The organism is Salmonella sp. SAL00670, assembly GCF_046552235.1.
Taxonomy (GTDB): Bacteria; Pseudomonadota; Gammaproteobacteria; order Enterobacterales; family Enterobacteriaceae; genus Salmonella; species Salmonella enterica.
The window spans coordinates 51,740-71,418 of the sequence record NZ_JBGDUO010000006.1; the positions used below are offsets into that span (position 1 = coordinate 51,740).

19 protein-coding genes are annotated in these 19,679 nt (G+C 56.1%); 8 read left to right on the forward strand and 11 right to left on the reverse strand.

What is annotated here, in order from left to right; all coding sequences use genetic code 11:
- The first annotated feature begins 2 nt into the window (after positions 1–2).
- The 6 genes from arnC to arnF are packed head-to-tail and all read left to right on the forward strand — an operon-like array spanning position 3 to position 6,213.
- Positions 3–986 carry an undecaprenyl-phosphate 4-deoxy-4-formamido-L-arabinose transferase gene (gene arnC / locus ACLJRS_RS18335; protein WP_000458894.1) on the forward strand — a complete coding sequence of 328 codons (984 nt, stop codon included), beginning with the start codon at positions 3–5 and terminating at the stop codon, positions 984–986.
- Positions 983–2,965: a bifunctional UDP-4-amino-4-deoxy-L-arabinose formyltransferase/UDP-glucuronic acid oxidase ArnA gene (gene arnA / locus ACLJRS_RS18340; RefSeq protein ID WP_000648772.1), complete on the forward strand. Its 1,983-nt coding sequence runs from the start codon at positions 983–985 to the stop codon at positions 2,963–2,965. The genes arnC and arnA overlap by 4 nt, the downstream gene beginning before the upstream one ends.
- Complete coding sequence (gene arnD, locus ACLJRS_RS18345) at positions 2,962–3,861, forward strand: 4-deoxy-4-formamido-L-arabinose-phosphoundecaprenol deformylase (protein WP_000169765.1); 900 nt, start codon at positions 2,962–2,964, stop codon at positions 3,859–3,861. The genes arnA and arnD overlap by 4 nt, the downstream gene beginning before the upstream one ends.
- On the forward strand, positions 3,858–5,504 hold the full coding sequence (gene arnT, locus ACLJRS_RS18350; protein WP_000978062.1) for a lipid IV(A) 4-amino-4-deoxy-L-arabinosyltransferase: 1,647 nt from the start codon (positions 3,858–3,860) through the stop codon (positions 5,502–5,504). Before arnD ends, arnT begins: the two co-directional genes overlap by 4 nt.
- Positions 5,501–5,836, forward strand: a complete 336-nt coding sequence (arnE, locus tag ACLJRS_RS18355) for a 4-amino-4-deoxy-L-arabinose-phosphoundecaprenol flippase subunit ArnE (RefSeq protein WP_000580578.1) — start codon at positions 5,501–5,503, stop codon at positions 5,834–5,836. Before arnT ends, arnE begins: the two co-directional genes overlap by 4 nt.
- Positions 5,836–6,213 carry a 4-amino-4-deoxy-L-arabinose-phosphoundecaprenol flippase subunit ArnF gene (gene arnF, locus ACLJRS_RS18360; RefSeq protein ID WP_000538694.1) on the forward strand — a complete coding sequence of 126 codons (378 nt, stop codon included), beginning with the start codon at positions 5,836–5,838 and terminating at the stop codon, positions 6,211–6,213. Before arnE ends, arnF begins: the two co-directional genes overlap by 1 nt.
- Here arnF and pmrD read toward each other — a convergent pair.
- From pmrD to ACLJRS_RS18405, 9 genes are all read right to left on the reverse strand, one after another.
- Positions 6,208–6,465, reverse strand: coding sequence for a signal transduction protein PmrD (gene pmrD, locus ACLJRS_RS18365; protein ID WP_000455132.1), 258 nt, complete (start codon positions 6,463–6,465; stop codon positions 6,208–6,210). The genes arnF and pmrD overlap by 6 nt on opposite strands.
- A 97-nt stretch (positions 6,466–6,562) precedes the next feature.
- A complete protein-coding gene (gene menE, locus ACLJRS_RS18370) occupies positions 6,563–7,930 on the reverse strand; it encodes an o-succinylbenzoate--CoA ligase (protein ID WP_000144661.1) in 1,368 nt (455 codons plus the stop codon).
- Positions 7,927–8,889, reverse strand: a complete 963-nt coding sequence (menC, locus tag ACLJRS_RS18375) for an o-succinylbenzoate synthase (protein WP_001255552.1) — start codon at positions 8,887–8,889, stop codon at positions 7,927–7,929. Before menC ends, menE begins: the two co-directional genes overlap by 4 nt.
- Entirely contained in the window at positions 8,889–9,746 is an 858-nt protein-coding gene (gene menB, locus ACLJRS_RS18380) for a 1,4-dihydroxy-2-naphthoyl-CoA synthase (RefSeq protein ID WP_000640009.1), read from the reverse strand. The genes menC and menB overlap by 1 nt, the downstream gene beginning before the upstream one ends.
- 14 nt (positions 9,747–9,760) lie before the next feature.
- Positions 9,761–10,519 carry a 2-succinyl-6-hydroxy-2,4-cyclohexadiene-1-carboxylate synthase gene (gene menH / locus ACLJRS_RS18385; protein ID WP_000979149.1) on the reverse strand — a complete coding sequence of 253 codons (759 nt, stop codon included), beginning with the start codon at positions 10,517–10,519 and terminating at the stop codon, positions 9,761–9,763.
- Positions 10,516–12,186, reverse strand: coding sequence for a 2-succinyl-5-enolpyruvyl-6-hydroxy-3-cyclohexene-1-carboxylic-acid synthase (menD, locus tag ACLJRS_RS18390; RefSeq protein WP_000116392.1), 1,671 nt, complete (start codon positions 12,184–12,186; stop codon positions 10,516–10,518). Before menD ends, menH begins: the two co-directional genes overlap by 4 nt.
- A gap of 85 nt (positions 12,187–12,271) precedes the next feature.
- Positions 12,272–13,567 (reverse strand): isochorismate synthase MenF, encoded by a 1,296-nt coding sequence (menF, locus tag ACLJRS_RS18395; RefSeq protein WP_000555674.1) that lies wholly within the window; start codon positions 13,565–13,567, stop codon positions 12,272–12,274.
- A gap of 100 nt (positions 13,568–13,667) precedes the next feature.
- Entirely contained in the window at positions 13,668–13,973 is a 306-nt protein-coding gene (gene elaB, locus ACLJRS_RS18400; RefSeq protein WP_001522308.1) for a stress response protein ElaB, read from the reverse strand.
- A gap of 54 nt (positions 13,974–14,027) precedes the next feature.
- Positions 14,028–14,489 carry a GNAT family N-acetyltransferase gene (locus ACLJRS_RS18405; RefSeq protein WP_000568155.1) on the reverse strand — a complete coding sequence of 154 codons (462 nt, stop codon included), beginning with the start codon at positions 14,487–14,489 and terminating at the stop codon, positions 14,028–14,030.
- A 60-nt stretch (positions 14,490–14,549) separates the two neighbouring features.
- Between ACLJRS_RS18405 and rbn the strand changes: the two genes are divergently transcribed.
- Positions 14,550–15,467, forward strand: coding sequence for a ribonuclease BN (rbn, locus tag ACLJRS_RS18410; RefSeq protein ID WP_000419093.1), 918 nt, complete (start codon positions 14,550–14,552; stop codon positions 15,465–15,467).
- A gap of 65 nt (positions 15,468–15,532) precedes the next feature.
- Complete coding sequence (locus tag ACLJRS_RS18415; RefSeq protein WP_000368554.1) at positions 15,533–16,537, forward strand: chemotaxis protein; 1,005 nt, start codon at positions 15,533–15,535, stop codon at positions 16,535–16,537.
- 140 nt (positions 16,538–16,677) lie between these two features.
- On the opposite strand, the gene nuoN is transcribed toward ACLJRS_RS18415, so the two are convergent.
- Complete coding sequence (gene nuoN, locus ACLJRS_RS18420; RefSeq protein WP_000156669.1) at positions 16,678–18,135, reverse strand: NADH-quinone oxidoreductase subunit NuoN; 1,458 nt, start codon at positions 18,133–18,135, stop codon at positions 16,678–16,680.
- A 6-nt stretch (positions 18,136–18,141) separates the two neighbouring features.
- A complete protein-coding gene (gene nuoM, locus ACLJRS_RS18425; RefSeq protein WP_000926428.1) occupies positions 18,142–19,671 on the reverse strand; it encodes an NADH-quinone oxidoreductase subunit M in 1,530 nt (509 codons plus the stop codon).
- Positions 19,672–19,679: the final 8 nt, after the last annotated feature.

Here is a 19,679-nt window from a genome sequence, read left to right on the forward strand (position 1 = left end):
GCATGTTTGACGCCGCCCCCATAAAAAAAGTCTCGGTGGTTATTCCTGTCTATAACGAACAGGAAAGCCTGCCGGAATTGATAAGACGCACCACCACCGCCTGCGAGAGCCTGGGCAAAGCGTGGGAGATTTTATTGATAGATGATGGTAGCAGCGATAGCTCGGCGGAGCTGATGGTTAAGGCGTCCCAGGAGGCCGATAGCCATATCATCTCTATTTTACTCAACCGTAACTACGGTCAACATGCAGCGATTATGGCGGGGTTTAGCCATGTAAGCGGCGATCTTATCATTACGCTGGATGCCGATCTGCAAAACCCGCCGGAAGAGATCCCGCGCCTGGTGGCGAAAGCCGATGAAGGGTTCGATGTGGTAGGCACCGTGCGCCAGAACCGACAGGACAGCCTGTTTCGCAAATCGGCGTCAAAAATCATTAATCTGCTGATCCAGCGCACAACGGGCAAAGCGATGGGCGATTACGGCTGCATGTTACGCGCCTATCGCCGCCCTATTATCGATACCATGTTGCGCTGCCATGAACGCAGCACCTTTATCCCTATTCTGGCCAACATTTTCGCTCGTCGGGCTACCGAGATCCCGGTGCATCACGCTGAACGTGAATTTGGCGACTCTAAATACAGTTTTATGCGTCTCATTAACCTGATGTATGACCTGGTGACCTGCCTGACGACGACGCCGCTGCGCCTGTTGAGCCTGCTGGGCAGCGTTATCGCCATCGGCGGGTTTAGCCTGTCGGTATTGCTTATTGTACTTCGCCTGGCGCTGGGGCCGCAGTGGGCGGCGGAAGGCGTATTTATGCTCTTTGCCGTCCTGTTTACCTTCATCGGTGCGCAATTCATCGGTATGGGGCTGCTGGGCGAATACATTGGTCGCATTTATAACGATGTCCGCGCCCGCCCCCGCTATTTTGTTCAACAAGTTATCTACCCGGAAAGCACGTCGTTTACTGAGGAAAGTCACCAATGAAAGCCGTTATTTTTGCCTATCACGATATGGGATGTCAGGGCGTGCAGGCCGTACTGGATGCAGGATATGAGATTGCCGCGATTTTCACTCATGCCGACAATCCTGCGGAAAACACCTTTTTTGGCTCCGTCTCCCGGCTGGCGGCAGGATTAGGGATTCCAGTTTATGCGCCGGATAACGTAAACCATCCTATCTGGGTCGACCGCATCGCTGAGCTTGCGCCGGATATTATTTTTTCGTTCTATTACCGCAACCTGTTAAGCGAAGAAATTCTGCACCTCGCCCCGGCTGGCGCGTTCAATCTGCACGGTTCTCTATTGCCTGCCTATCGTGGCCGTGCGCCGCTAAACTGGGTTCTGGTTAACGGCGAAAGCGAAACGGGCGTAACGCTGCATCGTATGGTCAAACGTGCCGACGCCGGAGAGATTGTCGCCAGTCAACGCGTTGCTATTGCGCAGGACGATGTTGCGCTTACCCTGCATCATAAGCTATGTCAGGCCGCGCGCCAGTTGCTTAATAGCATCCTGCCCACCATGAAATGCGGCGATATACCTTCTGTTCCCCAGCGTGAGTCTGACGCTACATATTATGGTCGCCGCAGGCCGGAAGATGGCCTTATCGACTGGCACAAACCGGTTTCCACGGTGCATAACCTGGTGCGGGCGGTAGCCGCCCCCTGGCCCGGCGCGTTCAGCTATAACGGCTCGCAAAAATTCACTATCTGGTCTTCCCGAATTTGTCCGGATGCGCAGGGCGCGCTTCCCGGCTCGGTAATTTCGGTCTCTCCGCTGCGGGTCGCCTGCGCCGATGGCGCGCTGGAGATTATTACCGGCCAGGCCGGAGACGGTATTACTGTACAGGGCTCGCAGCTTGCACAGACGCTTGGTCTGGTGGCGGGCGCGCGTTTGAATCGTCCACCAGCGACCAGCGGTAAACGTCGCATTCGCGTTCTCATCCTCGGCGTCAACGGTTTTATCGGCAATCATTTGACCGAACGGTTACTGAATGAAGAGAATTACGAGGTCTACGGTATGGATATCGGCAGCAACGCCATTAGCCGATTCCTGCTCCACCCTCGCTTTCATTTCGTGGAGGGAGATATCAGCATCCACTCAGAATGGATCGAATATCATGTCAAAAAATGCGATGTCGTACTGCCGCTGGTAGCAATTGCTACCCCGATTGAATACACCCGCAACCCGCTGCGCGTCTTTGAACTTGATTTTGAAGAAAACCTGCGGATTATCCGTTATTGCGTAAAATACCGTAAACGCGTGGTTTTTCCGTCTACCTCTGAAGTGTACGGCATGTGTACGGACGCCTCTTTTGACGAGGACAAATCGAATCTGATCGTCGGGCCGGTGAATAAGCCGCGCTGGATTTACTCCGTTTCCAAACAGCTTCTCGACCGGGTGATTTGGGCTTATGGCGAAAAAGAGGGATTGCGCTTCACGCTTTTCCGTCCCTTTAACTGGATGGGGCCGCGGCTGGATAGCCTGAACGCGGCGCGTATCGGCAGTTCACGCGCGATAACGCAGTTGATTCTGAACCTGGTAGAAGGGACGCCGATCAAGCTTATCGACGGCGGTCAGCAGAAGCGCTGTTTTACCGATATTCGCGATGGGATCGAAGCATTATTCCGCATTATTGTGAATGAGGGCGATCGGTGCGATGGCAAAATCATTAATATCGGCAACCCTGACAACGAAGCCAGTATTCAGGAACTGGCGACGCTGTTGCTCGACAGTTTTGATAAGCATCCGCTGCGCTGCCATTTCCCACCATTTGCCGGTTTCCAGGTCGTCGAAAGCCGTAGTTATTACGGCAAGGGTTATCAGGATGTCGCACACCGGAAACCCAGTATCGACAATGCCAGGCGCTGTCTGGGCTGGGAACCGTCTATTGCGATGCGTGATACGGTTGAAGAAACGCTGGACTTCTTCCTGCGCAGCGTAGATGTCGCGGAACGCGCATCATGACGAAAGTCGGTTTACGCATTGATGTTGATACCTTGCGAGGAACACGTGAAGGTGTTCCCCGGCTGCTGGCGACATTGCATCGCCACGGCGTTCAGGCCAGCTTTTTCTTCAGCGTCGGGCCGGACAATATGGGACGTCATCTTTGGCGTCTGATAAGACCGCGATTTTTATGGAAAATGCTACGTTCAAACGCCGCCTCGCTCTACGGTTGGGATATCCTGCTGGCCGGAACCGCCTGGCCGGGAAAAAATATCGGCAACGCTAATGCCGGGATCATTCGTGAAACGGCAACATACCATGAGACGGGACTACATGCCTGGGATCACCATGCGTGGCAGACTCACAGCGGCCACTGGAGTATCCGCCAGCTTGAAGAAGATATTGCGCGCGGCATAACGGCGCTTGAGGCCATTATCGGAAAACCCGTCACCTGCTCAGCCGCGGCCGGCTGGCGAGCGGATGGGCGCGTTGTTCGTGCGAAGGAGCCGTTCAACCTGCGGTATAACAGCGATTGCCGTGGAACCACCTTATTCCGTCCGCTACTGATGCCGGGCCAGACAGGGACGCCGCAAATCCCGGTCACCTTACCCACGTGGGATGAGGTTATCGGCCCCGCCGTTCAGGCGCAGTCGTTCAATACCTGGATTATTTCCCGTATGTTGCAGGACAAAGGCACGCCGGTATATACCATCCATGCGGAAGTCGAAGGTATTGTCCATCAGCCGCTGTTTGAAGATTTGCTCGTTCGTGCACGCGATGCGGGGATCACCTTTTGTCCTCTGGGCGAACTGCTGCCGGCATCGCCTGAGTCTCTGCCGTTGGGGCAAATTGTACGTGGACACATCCCTGGCCGTGAAGGTTGGCTGGGGTGTCAACAGGCAGCGAGCGCCTCATGATGAAATCGATACGCTATTATCTGGCTTTCGCCGCGTTTATCGCGCTCTACTATGTTATTCCTGTCAACAGCCGCCTGCTCTGGCAGCCGGATGAAACGCGCTATGCCGAAATAAGTCGGGAGATGCTGGTGTCTGGCGACTGGATCGTGCCGCATTTTCTGGGATTACGTTATTTTGAAAAACCGATAGCCGGTTACTGGATAAACAGTCTGGGTCAGTGGCTTTTTGGCGCTACCAATTTTGGCGTGCGGGCTGGCGCTATTTTAACGACATTGCTGGCCGCAGCGCTGGTGGCGTGGCTGACGTTCCGCTTATGGCGGGATAAACGTACCGCGTTGCTCGCCTCCGTGATCTTTCTCTCCCTCTTTGCCGTTTACAGTATCGGGACGTATGCGGTACTCGACCCGATGATCGCGCTTTGGCTTACGGCCGGGATGTGTTGTTTCTGGCAGGGGATGCAGGCCACGACCCGAACGGGCAAGATTGGGATGTTTTTGCTACTGGGCGCAACCTGCGGTCTGGGTGTATTAACTAAAGGGTTCCTCGCCCTGGCCGTACCGGTGGTGAGCGTGCTGCCGTGGGTTATTGTTCAGAAACGCTGGAAGGACTTTTTGCTATACGGCTGGCTGGCGGTCTTGAGCTGCTTTGTGGTTGTCCTTCCCTGGGCGATCGCCATTGCGCGACGCGAAGCCGATTTCTGGCATTACTTTTTCTGGGTGGAGCATATCCAGAGATTCGCCATGAGCGATGCCCAGCATAAAGCCCCTTTCTGGTACTATCTGCCGGTGCTGCTCGCGGGAAGTTTACCGTGGCTGGGGTTACTGCCTGGCGCGCTTAAACTGGGCTGGCACGAGCGAAACGGCGCATTCTATTTGCTCGGATGGACGATCATGCCGCTTCTCTTTTTCAGCATTGCGAAAGGGAAACTGCCCACCTATGTTCTTTCCTGTTTCGCACCGATAGCGATACTCATGGCGCGCTTCGTCCTGCATAACGTAAAAGAAGGCGTCGCCGCGCTACGTGTCAACGGCGGGATCAACCTGGTGTTCGGGATAATCGGGATCGTCGCGGCGTTTGTCGTCTCCTCATGGGGCCCGCTGAAATCGCCGGTGTGGACGCATATCGAAACCTATAAAGTGTTTTGCGTCTGGGGCGTCTTTACTGTTTGGGCGTTTGTGGGCTGGTATAGCCTCTGTCATAGCCCAAAATACCTATTACCCGCGTTTTGTCCGCTGGGACTGGCGCTGCTGTTCGGCTTTTCCGTCCCCGACAGGGTGATGGAGTCCAAACAGCCACAGTTTTTTGTCGAAATGACCCAGGCGCCTTTGGCATCAAGCCGCTATATTCTTGCCGACAGCGTGGGCGTCGCCGCCGGGCTGGCCTGGAGTCTGAAACGAGACGATATTATGCTCTACGGACACGCGGGCGAACTCCGGTATGGTCTTAGCTATCCTGATGTACAGAATAAATTCGTTAAAGCCGACGATTTTAACGCCTGGCTCAACCAGCATCGTCAGGAGGGCATTATTACGCTAGTACTTTCAATAGACAAAGACGAAGACATCAGCGCTCTTTCCCTTCCCCCTGCGGACAATGTTGATTATCAGGGGCGTCTGGTGTTAATTCAGTATCGGCCTAAATGATCGGCGTCATTCTGGTGCTTGCCAGTCTGCTCAGCGTTGGCGGTCAGCTCTGCCAGAAGCAAGCGACACGGCCATTGACGGCGGGCGGACGCCGCCGTCACCTGATGCTGTGGCTGGGCCTGGCGCTGATATGCATGGGCGCAGCGATGGTGCTGTGGCTGCTGGTGCTACAAACCCTGCCGGTGGGAATTGCTTACCCGATGTTGAGTCTGAATTTTGTCTGGGTCACGCTGGCGGCATGGAAAATCTGGCATGAACAGGTTCCGCCCCGCCACTGGTTGGGCGTCGCATTGATTATCAGCGGCATTATCATTCTGGGGAGTGCGGCATAATGGGCGTAATGTGGGGACTGATAAGCGTTGCGATTGCCTCCCTCGCCCAGTTGAGTTTAGGATTCGCCATGATGCGACTGCCATCGATAGCGCATCCACTGGCGTTTATTTCCGGGCTGGGCGCATTTAATGCCGCGACCCTGGCGCTATTCGCCGGTTTGGCGGGGTATCTGGTTTCCGTCTTCTGCTGGCAGAAAACATTACACACGCTCGCGCTCAGCAAAGCCTATGCGCTGCTGAGTCTCAGTTATGTGCTTGTCTGGGTAGCCTCAATGTTGTTACCCGGTTTGCAAGGCGCTTTCAGCCTAAAAGCGATGCTCGGCGTATTGTGCATTATGGCGGGGGTAATGCTGATTTTTCTGCCCGCCAGATCATGATGGCTTGCGCGTCAACCGCTGCCATTCGTCGCAGGAATAACAGCGTGCATCAACGATTTTTAAGGTCTGGTGTTTTTCCCGATTAATACAATACTGCGCATCCTGTAAAGGCGACAGGATATCGCCGGGACTCAGTAATATCATGGAATTCGCCTCGGCGATCATTTTTAGCGAACCGCCGCTATCGCACAGCACCAGAACATGGCACGCCCTCTTTTTGACATAATGCGATTTCTTAACCAACCATTCCATAGCGCCCCCGTTTCACGCTGATTGTTCATAACACGTTACACATCAACGGATAAACAAAACGGCAATAGCGATGGAATGGTTGTATATTAACCTAACATTAATTTTTACAGTTCTCACACACCCACTGCTGGAGCGCACGGCGAGATATTTTAATCCCTCCGTTTTTCAGTTCTGACGGCATCGTCAACCAGCGAACCGGCTGTTGAAAACGCGCCAGCTTATCACGAACCCATTCAGCGAGGTTCACGTCTCCGGCCTGCGATGCATACTCCACAACCGCAACGGGACGATGACCAAACTCTTTATCTTCTACCGGCACGACGAAGGCTTGTTGCACCAGCGGATGCGCATTAATAACGCGTTCGACTTCCTCCGGCTGAATGCCTTCGCCGCCGCTAAAGAACAGGTTGTCCAGCCGCCCGGCGATGGTTAGCCTGCCGTGGTTCAGCTCGCCGCGATCGCGCGTGGCAAACCAGCCTTCGTCATTAACCAGCGGGATCAGTTTGCCATCACGCCAGTAACCTTCCGCCATACTGGCGGCGCGCAGCCAGACTTCATTATCGACGATTCTGATCTCTCTGCCGGGAAGCGGCGCGCCCACATCATCCGAACCATCGGCCTCTTTGGCGCATACCGTAGACGCGAACTCCGTGAGCCCATACCCGCACCAGCAGCGAATCCCTTGTTTGCTGGCCTGGTCGGTGAGTTCAACCGGAATCACCGCGCCGCCGAGCAAAACGGCTTTCAGCGTCACCGCAGCCCGATTCGCCAGCAGCCGCCATAGCTGCGTCGGCACCAGCGAAGCATGAGTACACCCTGCCAGCATCTGCTCCAGCGGTTGCTTATCGCGTACCGTCATGCGCGCCCCGGCGAAGAGCCAACGCCACATAATACCCTGCCCGGATACATGAAACAGCGGCAGCGATAGCAGCCAGTCATCCTGCGGGCCAAACGGCATTAGCGAAAGCACCCCCTGCGCGCTGGCAAGATGCGCCTGGCACGTATGTACAGCCGCTTTTGGCAATCCTGTGGAACCCGATGTCAGCGTCATGGAAACCAGACGCTGCGGTTGCCAGGCCACAGCATACGCCGCTGTACTCTTTTGTATCTGCAACGCGGTTAATCCAGAAAACGCATTTTCGCCTTCCAGTGTCAGCGCAAAACGCAGCGTTAACTTCGGCACCAGCGCCTCCAGCAATGTCTGGGGCAACTGCGGGTTGACGGGCAGAACCCGCGCGCCGCACTGCATCAGCGCAAGCCATGCCAACAGAGTGCGCGGCTGATTCCCGGCGCGCAGCAGGACACCATCGCCCTCGCGTACGCCCTGCGCGGCAAACCCGCCCGCCAGCGCATCAATACGCTCACAGAGGGCGCGCCAGCTTAGCACTTCATCGTTCAGGCGCAGAGCGGGCGCCTGACTGCGAACCTGACGCCAGTGGCGCCACGGCCAGTCCGTGAATGTCATAACAGTCGTTCCAGCTCCTCACGCTTCAGACAAGGCAACGCGCTACCGGGCCAGGGGCGAATCTGTTGCGCCTGCATCAGATGCAAGGTATCCAGTCCAGGCAGCGTTCCCGGCGTCAACCAGGCGGCAATCCGCGCCAGTTGCGTCAGGCCGAGGCTGGACTCGATCGAAGAGCTGATGACCGCCGTCAGTCCCAACGCATGGGCGGCAGCGACTTGCTCACGCACTTTATCAAGCGATCCGGTCAGCGTAGGTTTGATAACCACAGCCCTGACGCCCTCTTCGGCTTCAAAGGTGAAATCCGCTTCGCGCAGACTTTCGTCCCAGGCAATCGCGATGCCGGTTTCACGGGCAAAGGCGCGGGAATCATCCCGCGTCTTACATGGTTCTTCGAGAAAGGCGATACGAGCGCGGTAGTCTGGATTAACATACTTTGCGAACTGTTGGGCTTTTAGCGGCGTCCAGGCGCGATTCGCATCCAGACGCAGATGCAGATCCGGGATCGCCTCCAGCAGCAAATTAACCACCATGCCGTCGCGTACCGCTTCATAAAGACCCACTTTGACCTTAGCGATTTTCTCGCCGGGCATATCGGCAAGCCGCAGCACCAAATCGTCAGGATCGCCAGTGCATAACGGCGCAGCGCGATAGTCCGCCGCCTCCGGCAATATGCCTGTCAGTTCCGCCAGCGCGCAGCTTGCGCCAAACGCGACCGAAGGCATCTCCGGTAATCCCTCGTTCCCCTGAAGCCAGTCGTTCACCCACGTCAGGAGCGCCGTCTGCGCCTCTTCCCACGTTTCCTGACTGAAGCCCGGCAGCGGAGAGATCTCTCCCCATCCCTCACGCTCGCCGTCACGCAGACAAACATACAGCCCGTCGCGAGTTTTTAACCGCCTGTCGCGCAGAACCACCCCCGCGTCCATGGGGATCTGCCAGCGGTATACCTGCGCGCTACGCATTATGGGTTCCGTTTGAATTTGCTGAAGTCAGGCTGACGCTTCTGGTTAAAGGCGTTACGGCCTTCCTGCCCTTCTTCGGTCATGTAGAACAGCATGGTAGCGTTGCCCGCCAGCTCCTGCAGCCCGGCCTGACCGTCACAATCGGCATTCAGCGCCGCTTTCAGGCAACGCAGCGCCATCGGACTGTTTTGCAACATTTCGCGGCACCAGCGCACGGTCTCTTTTTCCAGATCCGCCAGCGGAACGACGGTGTTAACCAGCCCCATGTCCAGCGCCTGTTGCGCATCGTACTGGCGGCACAGGAACCAGATTTCACGCGCTTTCTTCTGACCAACGATACGCGCCATATACGAAGCGCCCCAGCCGCCGTCAAAGGAGCCGACTTTCGGACCGGTCTGGCCGAAGATGGCGTTTTCCGCCGCGATGGTCAGGTCGCACATCATGTGCAGCACATGACCACCGCCGATGGAGTAACCCGCGACCATCGCGACAACCGGTTTTGGACAGGTGCGAATCTGGCGCTGGAAGTCCAGCACGTTCAGGTGATGCACGCCGGAGTCATCCTGATAACCGCCGTAATCGCCGCGCACCTTCTGGTCGCCGCCCGCGCAAAACGCTTTATCGCCTTCGCCGGTCAGAATAATCACGCCCACGTTGTCGTCGTAACGGGCATCCGCCAGCGCCTGAATCATCTCTTTGACGGTCAACGGACGAAATGCATTGCACACCTGCGGACGATTAATGGTGATTTTTGCAATACCGTCGGTGGATTTTTCATAACGAATGTCGGTGTAACCCTCCGAGCAGTCGTGCCATTCTACCGGTGCGTAAAGCATTGTTTCATCAGGATAGATCATAGTGTGTCCTTTAGTCAGAGACGCAGAATCTGAGCCAGACTGTCTACCACGCCAGCGGGGTTTTCCCGATGCGCGTTGTGTCCGGCGTTACGAATAACATGGCATGTCGCCGCCACTTCCTGCGCCAGGGCGCGGAATTTGCTGTCGCGTTCGCCACATAAATAATAAAACGGAAATGCCAGCGCGTTGAGCGCCTCGCGTAAATCCGGCTGGGCGGCAAGCGATGTCGCCTCCAGCATCGCAGCCAGCGTTTCGCCGTTATTCTGGCTACGCAGCGCCGTTAGCGCCTGTCTTTGCTGCGCCGTCAGCGAGGCGAACACCGGCTGCTGATACCAGTCGTGAAAAACCTCAGTCAATGGTTCATGACGAAAACGCTCTGCCCAGCGCCCGTCGGACAATCGTCTTTCAGCGCGCGCCTGTTCATTTTGCAGCCCCGGATGACCGCCTTCAACCACCAGGCCGCACAGGCCTGGTATTCCCTGGCAGGCTGCCATCATCGCCACCCGGCCGCCAAGGGAGTATCCCACCAACCAAAACTTTAGTATGTTGTAACTAATTAACGTAGCGCGCAGTAATCTGATGACATCGGCAAAGCCGCCGACCGGAATAGCCGCAGATCCGCCATGTCCCGGTAAGTCAATATAAAGCCGCGAACAGCCGTGAAACTGTTCGCCAACCGGCTGCCATTCACGGCAATCGCCAGAAAAACCGTGCAGGAAAACCAGCGAGGGCGTCCCAGGCTGTCCGGGCATGTGCTGCGCGTGCAACATCATAGATGGCTTACCTGAGCCAAAAGTTGCTGCAACGTCTGCGCGCCGTCCGTATCGTTTACCACCAGCTCAATCACCGTTGTCGCCGGGGTTCGCCACGCGCCAGCCAGCGCAGACTCCAGTTCTTCCCAGTTTTCCGGGCGATGATAGCGCAGGTTAAACATGGCGGCCGCATGGTCAAAATGGACGTTTTGCGGCATCAAATAAAAGCGCTCACGTTTGCTTTGCGGCGTCGGCAGCAGGGAGAAGATTTGCCCGCCGTTATTGTTGACCACAATCAACACAAACGGCGCGGATACCTGACGTAGTAACGCCAGCGCGTTAAGATCGTACAGCGCGGATAAATCGCCGACGATAGCCAGCGTCGATTTAGCGCTGGCGCGCTGCACGCCCGCCGCCGTGGAAAGCAGGCCGTCAATGCCGCTCGCCCCGCGATTGCTGTATACCGGATAGCCAGCCGGCAACTGTGACAGCGCGTCGATCAGACGCACCACCAGACTATTGCCCACGAACAATTGCCCCTGCTCCGGCAGATAGTCGCGGATACGGTGCGCCAGCTGCGCTTCGCCAAAGGTGTCTCGCTGGGCGACCACCCGTTGCCACGCCAGTTCCGCCAGACGCGGGATCTCTACACACCACGGTTTACGTTTTTCCGCCGGATGCAGTTCCAGCCAGTCGGCGATTTTCGCTACCAGTCTGCGTCCACGATGGTGCGCCGGGTCCAGACGACCTTCAATATTGTCGATTACCCAGTACTCTTCCGGCTCGCAGGTTGCCTGCCATTGCAGTAAGCGTTTTCCGGTAAGGCTACTGCCAAGCTGGACGACAATTTGCGCCTGCTGCAGTTCGGTCACCGCTTTGGCGTTGCCGAGCCACAGGTCGGCGCACGGCAGCGGCTGCCCGGTTTGCGACAATACGTCGCCAATTAATGGCCATCCCAGAGTTTGCGCCCACTGCGCCACTTTTTTGCCTTCTTCCGCGCTCATACGCCCGGCGACGACAACGCCGCGTTTTTGTCGCCAGAAGAACCAGTCGCGCTGTTTGTCGCTTTCCAGTCGACGCGCTTCGCGCAGCCAGGGTTTTTCATCCTGCCACCAGTCGCCGAGACGCTGCTGCCAGACCAGACCGGTGTCATTCATATCGCCATACAGCGGTTCGGCAAAAGGACAGTTAATGTGCAGCGCGCCCGCATGAAGCATGGCGAGCGCATTGTCGATGGTCGACACCAGCCAGCGCGCCGGAATATCCTGCGTGGGACGCGGCAACGACAAAGTTTGGGAGGGGTGCGAGGCAAACATCCCCGCCTGACGGATCGCCTGGTTGGCGCCGCAGTCAATCAGCTCCGGCGGGCGATCGGCGGTAAGTAAAATGAGCTTCTCGCCCGTCAGCCCCGCCTCAATCAACGCCGGATAGAGGTTCGCCACGGCGGTACCTGAAGTGACAATAACGGCAACCGGCTGTTGGCTGACTTTCGCCAGCCCTAACGCCAGATGACCAAGCCCACGCTCATCAAAGTGCGTATGGTGAATAAAAGCAGGATTCTCTGCCGCCGCCAACGTGAGCGGCGTGGAACGGGAACCAGGGGCGATACAAACATGCCTGACGCCATGACGGGTTAAGGCTTCCAGGATGACCGCCGCCCAGCGCCGGTTAAATGCACTTACTGACATGAGTTTGTCCGGTATCAATCATTGGGACTAAGTATAAAGAGCTGCAAAAATGGATTATTGATATGGGTCGGGAATATGTGACTCATTACGCATCCATCTGCAATAAGGTACGTAACCCGGCCGCTTTATTATCTATTTCCTGCCATTCCTGTTCCGGATCGGAGCCGCGGACGATTCCCGCGCCGGCATACAATCGCACCACATTGGCCGTCACTTTGGCTGAACGTAACGTCACGCAAAACTCACTTTGCCGCGTGGAGAGATAGCCTGCCGACCCGGCATACCATTCACGTTCGAACGGCTCATGTTGTTCTATAAAACAACGCGCGGGTTCACGAGGGATCCCGGCGACCGCTGCGGTAGGCTGTAACTGGTGCAGGCAGAGCGTGTCGTCCGCCTGATTAAGCGCCGTCCAGATACAGCGGCGCAAATGCTGTACCTTGCGCAGTCTGAGCACCTGCGGCGGCAGCACATCCAGCGAGTGGGTGCAGTTTTGCAGTCGCTGGCAGATGTCTTCGACAACCAGCATATTTTCTCGCTGGTTTTTATCGTCTTTCATTAACCATTCGCCAAGCTGCCAGGCTTTATGGTTATCCGGATGGTTCGCCACCGTCCCGGCCAGCGCTTCGGTACGCAGCGCCGTTTCACGCCGCCGCCAGAGCCGCTCCGGCGATGATCCCAGAAAGGCGGTATCGGCGGAAAAGGCCATAAAAAAGTGGTAGCAGTTGAGATTTAAACGACGACTGGACGCCATCATCGCGGCGGCATTGACCGGACGGGAGAATTGTAAGTCGGTGGCCCGCGCCAGCACAACTTTATCAAACGCCTCTTGCGCAATGGTGTGGGTGGCCTGCTGAATCAGCTTCACCCAACCGTCTTTGTCCGGCCAGTGTTGTTCGCTCGTGAGCGAAAGGCGTAGCGCCGGAACAGGCTTAATGCCGACCAGAGAAGCGAGAAACGCTTTCGCCTGGCGCGCATCATCGCGTAGCGAAACGTCACTGTGCAGATGTAAGCGTAAGGTCGCCGTACCACCGCTACGTCGCCACTCCAGCCGCGGCAGCAATAAGTAGCCCTCTTTCGGCTCGAACGCATTCAGCCCCCAAATACGCAGGTCAGGCTGCGCGTGCTGACGTAAAAACCGTTGCGCCAGATCGAGCGATGAAAATACGGTGATGGCCCCGAGAACGGCAGCTTCTTCGTCGCCATTGCGCTGTTGCCAGTAGAATTGCGGAAAGGATGACTGGCTGGCCAGCCAGCTCAATGCATCGAAGGCATCGTTTAAAGGGAAAGGCGCATCGAAAACGCAAAGCCCTGGCGTCGCCGGTATCTCTTGCGATAGCTGACGCGTCAGATTTTCCAGCGCAGTAGTAATAGAATGCACGCGGACCCTCCCTGTTAAAAACCCCACATTATACGGGGTACTGCCCTAAAAAAGCAGTACCTCATTTAGGGAGGGTTGCAATTCTGTTCAGTGGGGGGATTTAGCGCCGCGCCAGCAGCAGTCCAAGTACCAGTCCTACCGCCGCGCCTACGCCAATACCCTGCCAGGGTTTTTCATGAACGTAGTCATCCGCTTTATAAACGGCCTGCTTTGCCCGGTAATAATAGCTATCCGACGCATGGCTTACGCGGTTTTTCACCTCTTCCAGCGCTTGTTCCGCGCGGGCTTTCAGCTCAATGTATTTTTGATCGGCGGGATCGCCTGAGGAACGTAAAACCTCTTCCAGCGTTTCGCTGAGCAAAGTCAGATCATCATCAACACGTGATTCACCAAATTGATATGACATTCTCATTCTCCGTTGTGTTAACACCTGCTCCTAACTATAGTCAACGGTTTCGGTTTATGCCTGATGAACCTCCCGCGCCATTCCCCGGTGCGGAATGCCGTCTTCGTCATAAACATCGGTGACGGGAATAAAACCAAACCGCGCATAAAAAGGTTGCAGATGCGCCTGCGCCCCCAGATATAGCGGCTTATCCGGCCAGTGCCGCCCACAAGATTCCAGCGTTTTCGCCATTAATTGCTGGCCCAGTTTCGCCCCTCGCCAGGCATCGCTGACGATCACCCGGCCAATGACAACCGGGTCTGATTCGTTATCGCTTTTCAGAATCCTCGCATACGCCACCAGTTCATCCTGATGCCAGCCCAGAATATGCCGATTGTCGCCGACTAAATCATCGCCATCCACATCCAGGTAAGGACAGCGCTGTTCTACCACAAAGACCGCGCAGCGCAATTTGAGTAACGCGTAAAGTTGAGGAACGGTAAGTTCGCTATGGTGGAGATCCTGCCAGTCAATCATGATGCGCTCCTGTGTTGTGGTAATCTTGGGTTAAACGATAACCAAACGTGTATGGACAAGATGGAATTAATTTTTTTAGGTACGTCCGCAGGCGTTCCCACGCGCTCACGCAATGTAACGGCAATTTTATTACATCTGCAACATCCAACGCAGCCGGGAGTATGGCTTTTTGATTGCGGCGAAGGGACACAGCATCAAATGCTTAATACCGCGTTTCATCCCGGTAAGCTTGAGCGCATTTTTATCAGCCATCTTCACGGCGATCATTTGTTTGGCCTGCCGGGTCTGCTATGCAGCCGGTCGATGGCGGGGAACCCCCATCCGCTAACCGTATACGGACCTCAAGGCGTGCGTGAGTTTATTGCAACCACACTGCGTCTTAGCGGTTCATGGACCGATTTTCCGTTGCAAATTGAAGAAATTAGCGCAGGTGATATTCTTGACGACGGTCTGCGTAAAGTGACCGCGTTCAGGCTGGAGCATCCACTGGAGTGCTACGGATATCGCGTTGTTGAACATGACAAGCCTGGCGCGCTGAATGCCAGGGCGTTAAAAGCCGCAGGCGTTACGCCCGGCCCGCTGTTTCAAGCGTTGAAGGCAGGAAAAACCGTCACGCTTGCCGATGGAAGGCAGATCAATGGCGCCGACTACCTTGCTCCCGCCGTGGCCGGGAAATCAGTGGCGATTTTCGGCGATACCGCGCCCTGCGAGGCCGCCCTCGCGCTGGCGCAAGGCGTGGATGTGATGGTCCATGAAACCACGCTGGATGCGTCAATGGAGGAGAAAGCCAACGCTCGCGGACACAGCTCCACCCGTCAAACCGCGACGCTGGCGCGGGAAGCTGCCGTTGGTCGGCTGATCATGACCCATATTAGCTCACGCTATGACGATAAAGGCTGTCAGCGCTTACTGGCGGAATGCCGCGCTATTTTCCCGGCGACGGAGCTGGCTTACGATTTTTCTGTTTTCCCGGTTTAGCGCTCCATTTTTTGTCCTCATTGCCGATAACACTAAAAAAGGCAGGCTTTCATAATGAGGTTAGGATGGACAATTTTCAGAAAGATATTGATGACAGGGCCAATTTAACCCTGTCCAACCGTTTTGAACTGCTGTTATTCCGTCTTGGTACATCGCTGCATGAACAGAAGTCAGAGCTGTTCGGTATCAATGTATTTAAGCTGCGCGAAATCGTACCGATGCCCGCCTTTACGCGCCCGGCAGGCATGAAAGCGCCGCTATTGGGCATGGTCAATATTCGGGATCAGGTCATTCCGGTGATTGATTTGCCAGCGGTAGCGGGCTGCAAGCCGGAAACCGGGCTGAATATTTTGCTGATCACCGAATATGCGCGCAGCGTACAGGCATTTGCCGTCGAGTCGGTGGAAAATATTATGCGTCTTGACTGGCAACAGGTGCATACCGCCGAGAAAGCCGTCAACGGTCGCTACATCACCAGTATTGCCTGCCTGGATGATAACAAAGAAACCAACAACCTGGCGCTGGTGCTCGACGTTGAGCAGATCCTTTATGATATTGTCCCCTCCAGCCACGATCTGCGCGCCACCAATCTGAAGACCAATAAATTTTATATTACCCCTGGCGCGGTAGCCATTGTGGCGGAAGACTCCAAAGTCGCCCGCGCGATGCTGGAAAAAGGGCTGAACGCGATGGAAATTCCGCATCAGATGCATGTGACCGGCAAGGATGCATGGGAGAGAATCCAGCAACTGGCGCAGGAAGCGGAGGCCGAAGGTAAGCCAATTAGCGAGAAAATCGCGCTAGTCCTGACAGACCTTGAGATGCCGGAGATGGATGGCTTTACGCTAACGCGTAAAATTAAAACCGATGAACGGCTGAAAAAGATCCCGGTTGTTATTCACTCTTCCCTTTCCGGCAGCGCCAACGAAGATCATGTGCGTAAGGTGAAAGCCGACGGCTACGTGGCCAAGTTTGAGATTAACGAACTCTCTTCAGTGATACAGGAAGTGATGGAACGCGCGGCGCAAAATATCAGCGGCCCGCTGGTAAGCCGGCAGTTGCTAAGTTAAATTCCGGTCGCTGAGACCTTACAGGCCGGATGGCGGTGCAAGCGCCTTATCCGGTCTACCGTCCTGAGTCATTTTAAAGAATGACATCAGGTAATAAAAAACCCGCTTCGTGAAGCGGGTTTTTCGTTTTTACTTATTGCTTACATCAACGGCGTCGCTAACTGCACAAGGCTAATCAGCGGCTGCGGCCAGACGCCCAGTACCAACACCAGCAACGCGGAGATCAGCACCACGATACCGCCTGCGCTGTACTGCCAGTTTGTCGGCGCGTCGCGTCCCGGTTGCTGCGGCGCGTGCAGGTAGAGACTCACCGCAACGCGCAGGTAGTAGTACAAACCAATCGCGGAACCCACTACCACGGCGGCGACCAGCCACCACAGGCTGGCCTGAACGCCGACCGCCAGCACGTAGAATTTGCCGATAAAGCCCAGCGTCATCGGGATACCTGCCAGCGACAGCATCATCACCGTCATCACCGCGGCAAGAACCGGGCGGTGCCAGAATAGACCACGGTAAGAGTACAGAGAATCCGCATCCGGGCCGCGGAACGGGCTGGACATCAGGCTGACCACGCCAAACGCGCCGAGGCTGCTGAACAGATAACCGGCCAGGTAAACGCCTACCGCTTCCATCGACATCTCGCCGCTCTGCAGGGCAATCAGCGCCACCAGCAGATAGCCGAGGTGAGAAATAGAAGAGTAACCGAGCAGACGTTTGATGTTGGTCTGGCTCAGCGCCATCAGGTTACCGAAGATGATAGAGGCAAAGGCGATAATGCCCAGCACCACGCGTACCGCTTCGCTGTCGCCTACCGGCGCATAGAGGAACAGACGCATTACCACGCCGAAGATAGCGATTTTGCTCGCCGTCGCCAGGAAGGTGGAAACCGGCGCAGGCGCGCCCTGGTATACGTCTGGCGTCCACAGGTGGAACGGCACCAGAGAGAGTTTAAAGCCCAGACCGACAATCATCAGGCCAAAGCCCGCCAGCAGCAACGGCTCGTGCAGCATACCATCGCCGAGGCTCTTACCGAGCGCTTCGAAAGACAGGTTGCCGGACTGCGCATAGACCAGCGCCATCCCGAACAGCAGGAAAGACGAGGCGGCGGCGGAGAGGATGGTGTATTTGATACTGGCTTCCAGCGAGCGTTTCTGGCGGAAAGCATAACCAATCAGGCCGAACAGCGGCAGTGAGATTAGTTCAATACCAAGGAACAGCGCCGCCAGATGGTTAGCGTTCGCCAGCAGAATTCCGCCCAGGCTGGCGATTAACACCAGCAGGTAGAACTCTTCCTGGTTATCGTTATAGCCTTCCAGCCACGGGTAGGCAAAGGTACAGGTGGCGAGGCTCGCCAGCAGCACCAGCCCGGTGTAGAGCATCGCAAAGCCGTCAACGCGCATCAGCGGCGTGACGTCCATTGCCCCGGCCTGGCCGACAAACCAAAGCGAAACCAGAGCAGCGTTAAGCCCAATGACCGACAGCGTGGCATTGAGGAAGTGATTGCGTCGCCACGCAATGGAGAGCATCACAACCACCACCGTCAAGCCGACGATCAGCAGCGGTAGCAGCGCAATCAGGTGTTGTGGAGTTATTGTCATGGCGATTTACGGCCTTGTAGTAGTAACGGAATTAACAAACCACTGCTGGATGTTGCTCATCGCAGAATGCGAGGTATCCAGAATCGGCTGCGGATAGAAGCCAAGCAGTACCAGAAGCACCACCAGCAACAGAATGATAAACAGCTCGCGCAGCGACATCCCTGGCAGTTCCTGGCTGGCAATCTGGCTCTTCGCTTTACCGAAGTAAGCGCGATGCAGCATCGCCAGCGAGTATACAGAGGCGAATACCAGCCCAAAGGTGGAGATCACGGTAATCATCGGCACCACCTGGTAGCTGCCGAACAGAATCATAAATTCGCCGACAAAGTTACCGGTGCCCGGCATCCCGAGCGTCGCCACCGCAAAGAACATGGACAGCGCAGGCAACCATTTCATTTTGCCCCACAGGCCGCCCATCATACGCATGTCACGCGTATGCAGACGTTCGTACAACTGGCCACACAGAATGAACAGACCCGCCGCGGACAAACCGTGCGCAATCATCTGAATCACCGCGCCCTGGTACGCCAGCTGACTGCCGGTGTAGATAGCGATCAGCACGAAGCCCATGTGGGAAACGGAGGTATAGGCAATCAGCCGTTTGATGTCGTATTGGGTAAAGGCCATCCACGCGCCGTAGAAAATGCCGATAACGCCCAGCCACATGGCGATAGGCGCAAACTCCGCCGACGCGTTCGGGAACAATGGCAGGGAGAAACGCAGCAGACCGTAAGCGGCGGTTTTCAGCAAGATACCGGCCAGGTCGACGGAACCGGCGGTCGGCGCCTGGGAGTGCGCATCCGGCAGCCAGCCATGCAGCGGCACCACCGGCATTTTCACCGCGAAGGCGATGAAGAAGCCCAGCATCAGCAGATATTCCACACCGTGGGACATCGGCGTATTCAGCAGCTCTTCATAGTTGAAGGTCCAGACGCCGGTCGCGTTGTAGTGCACAAAGACCAGCGCCAGGATGGCAATCAACATCACCAGACCACTCGCCTGGGTGTAGATGAAGAACTTGGTCGCCGCCGTGATACGCGTTTTCCCGTCAGAGGCTTTGTGGCCCCACAGCGCTATCAGGAAGTACATCGGCACCAGCATCATTTCCCAGAAGAAGAAAAACAGGAACATGTCGATGGCCAGGAACACGCCGATAACGCCGCCTAAGATCCACATCAGGTTCAGGTGGAAGAAGCCCTGATATTTTTCGATTTCTCGCCAGGAGCAAAGCACCGCCAGAACGCCGAGCAGGCCGGTCAGCACCACCATTAGCAGCGACAGTCCGTCGAGCGCCAGATGGATAGAGATGCCAAAACGCGGGATCCACGGCAGGACAAATTCAGATTGCCACTGCGGAATACCGGCGGATTGCGTCAGTGAGTAGCCGCCCTGCAACCACAATTGCAGACCGAGCGCCAGCGTCAGCCCCATGGTAATCAGCGCTATCCAGCGCGGCACCTTCACGCCAAAGCGTTCGGTCTGCCAGCACAGAAAGCCGCCGATAAAGGGAATCAATATTAGCCAGGGTAGTAACATGGCGATTT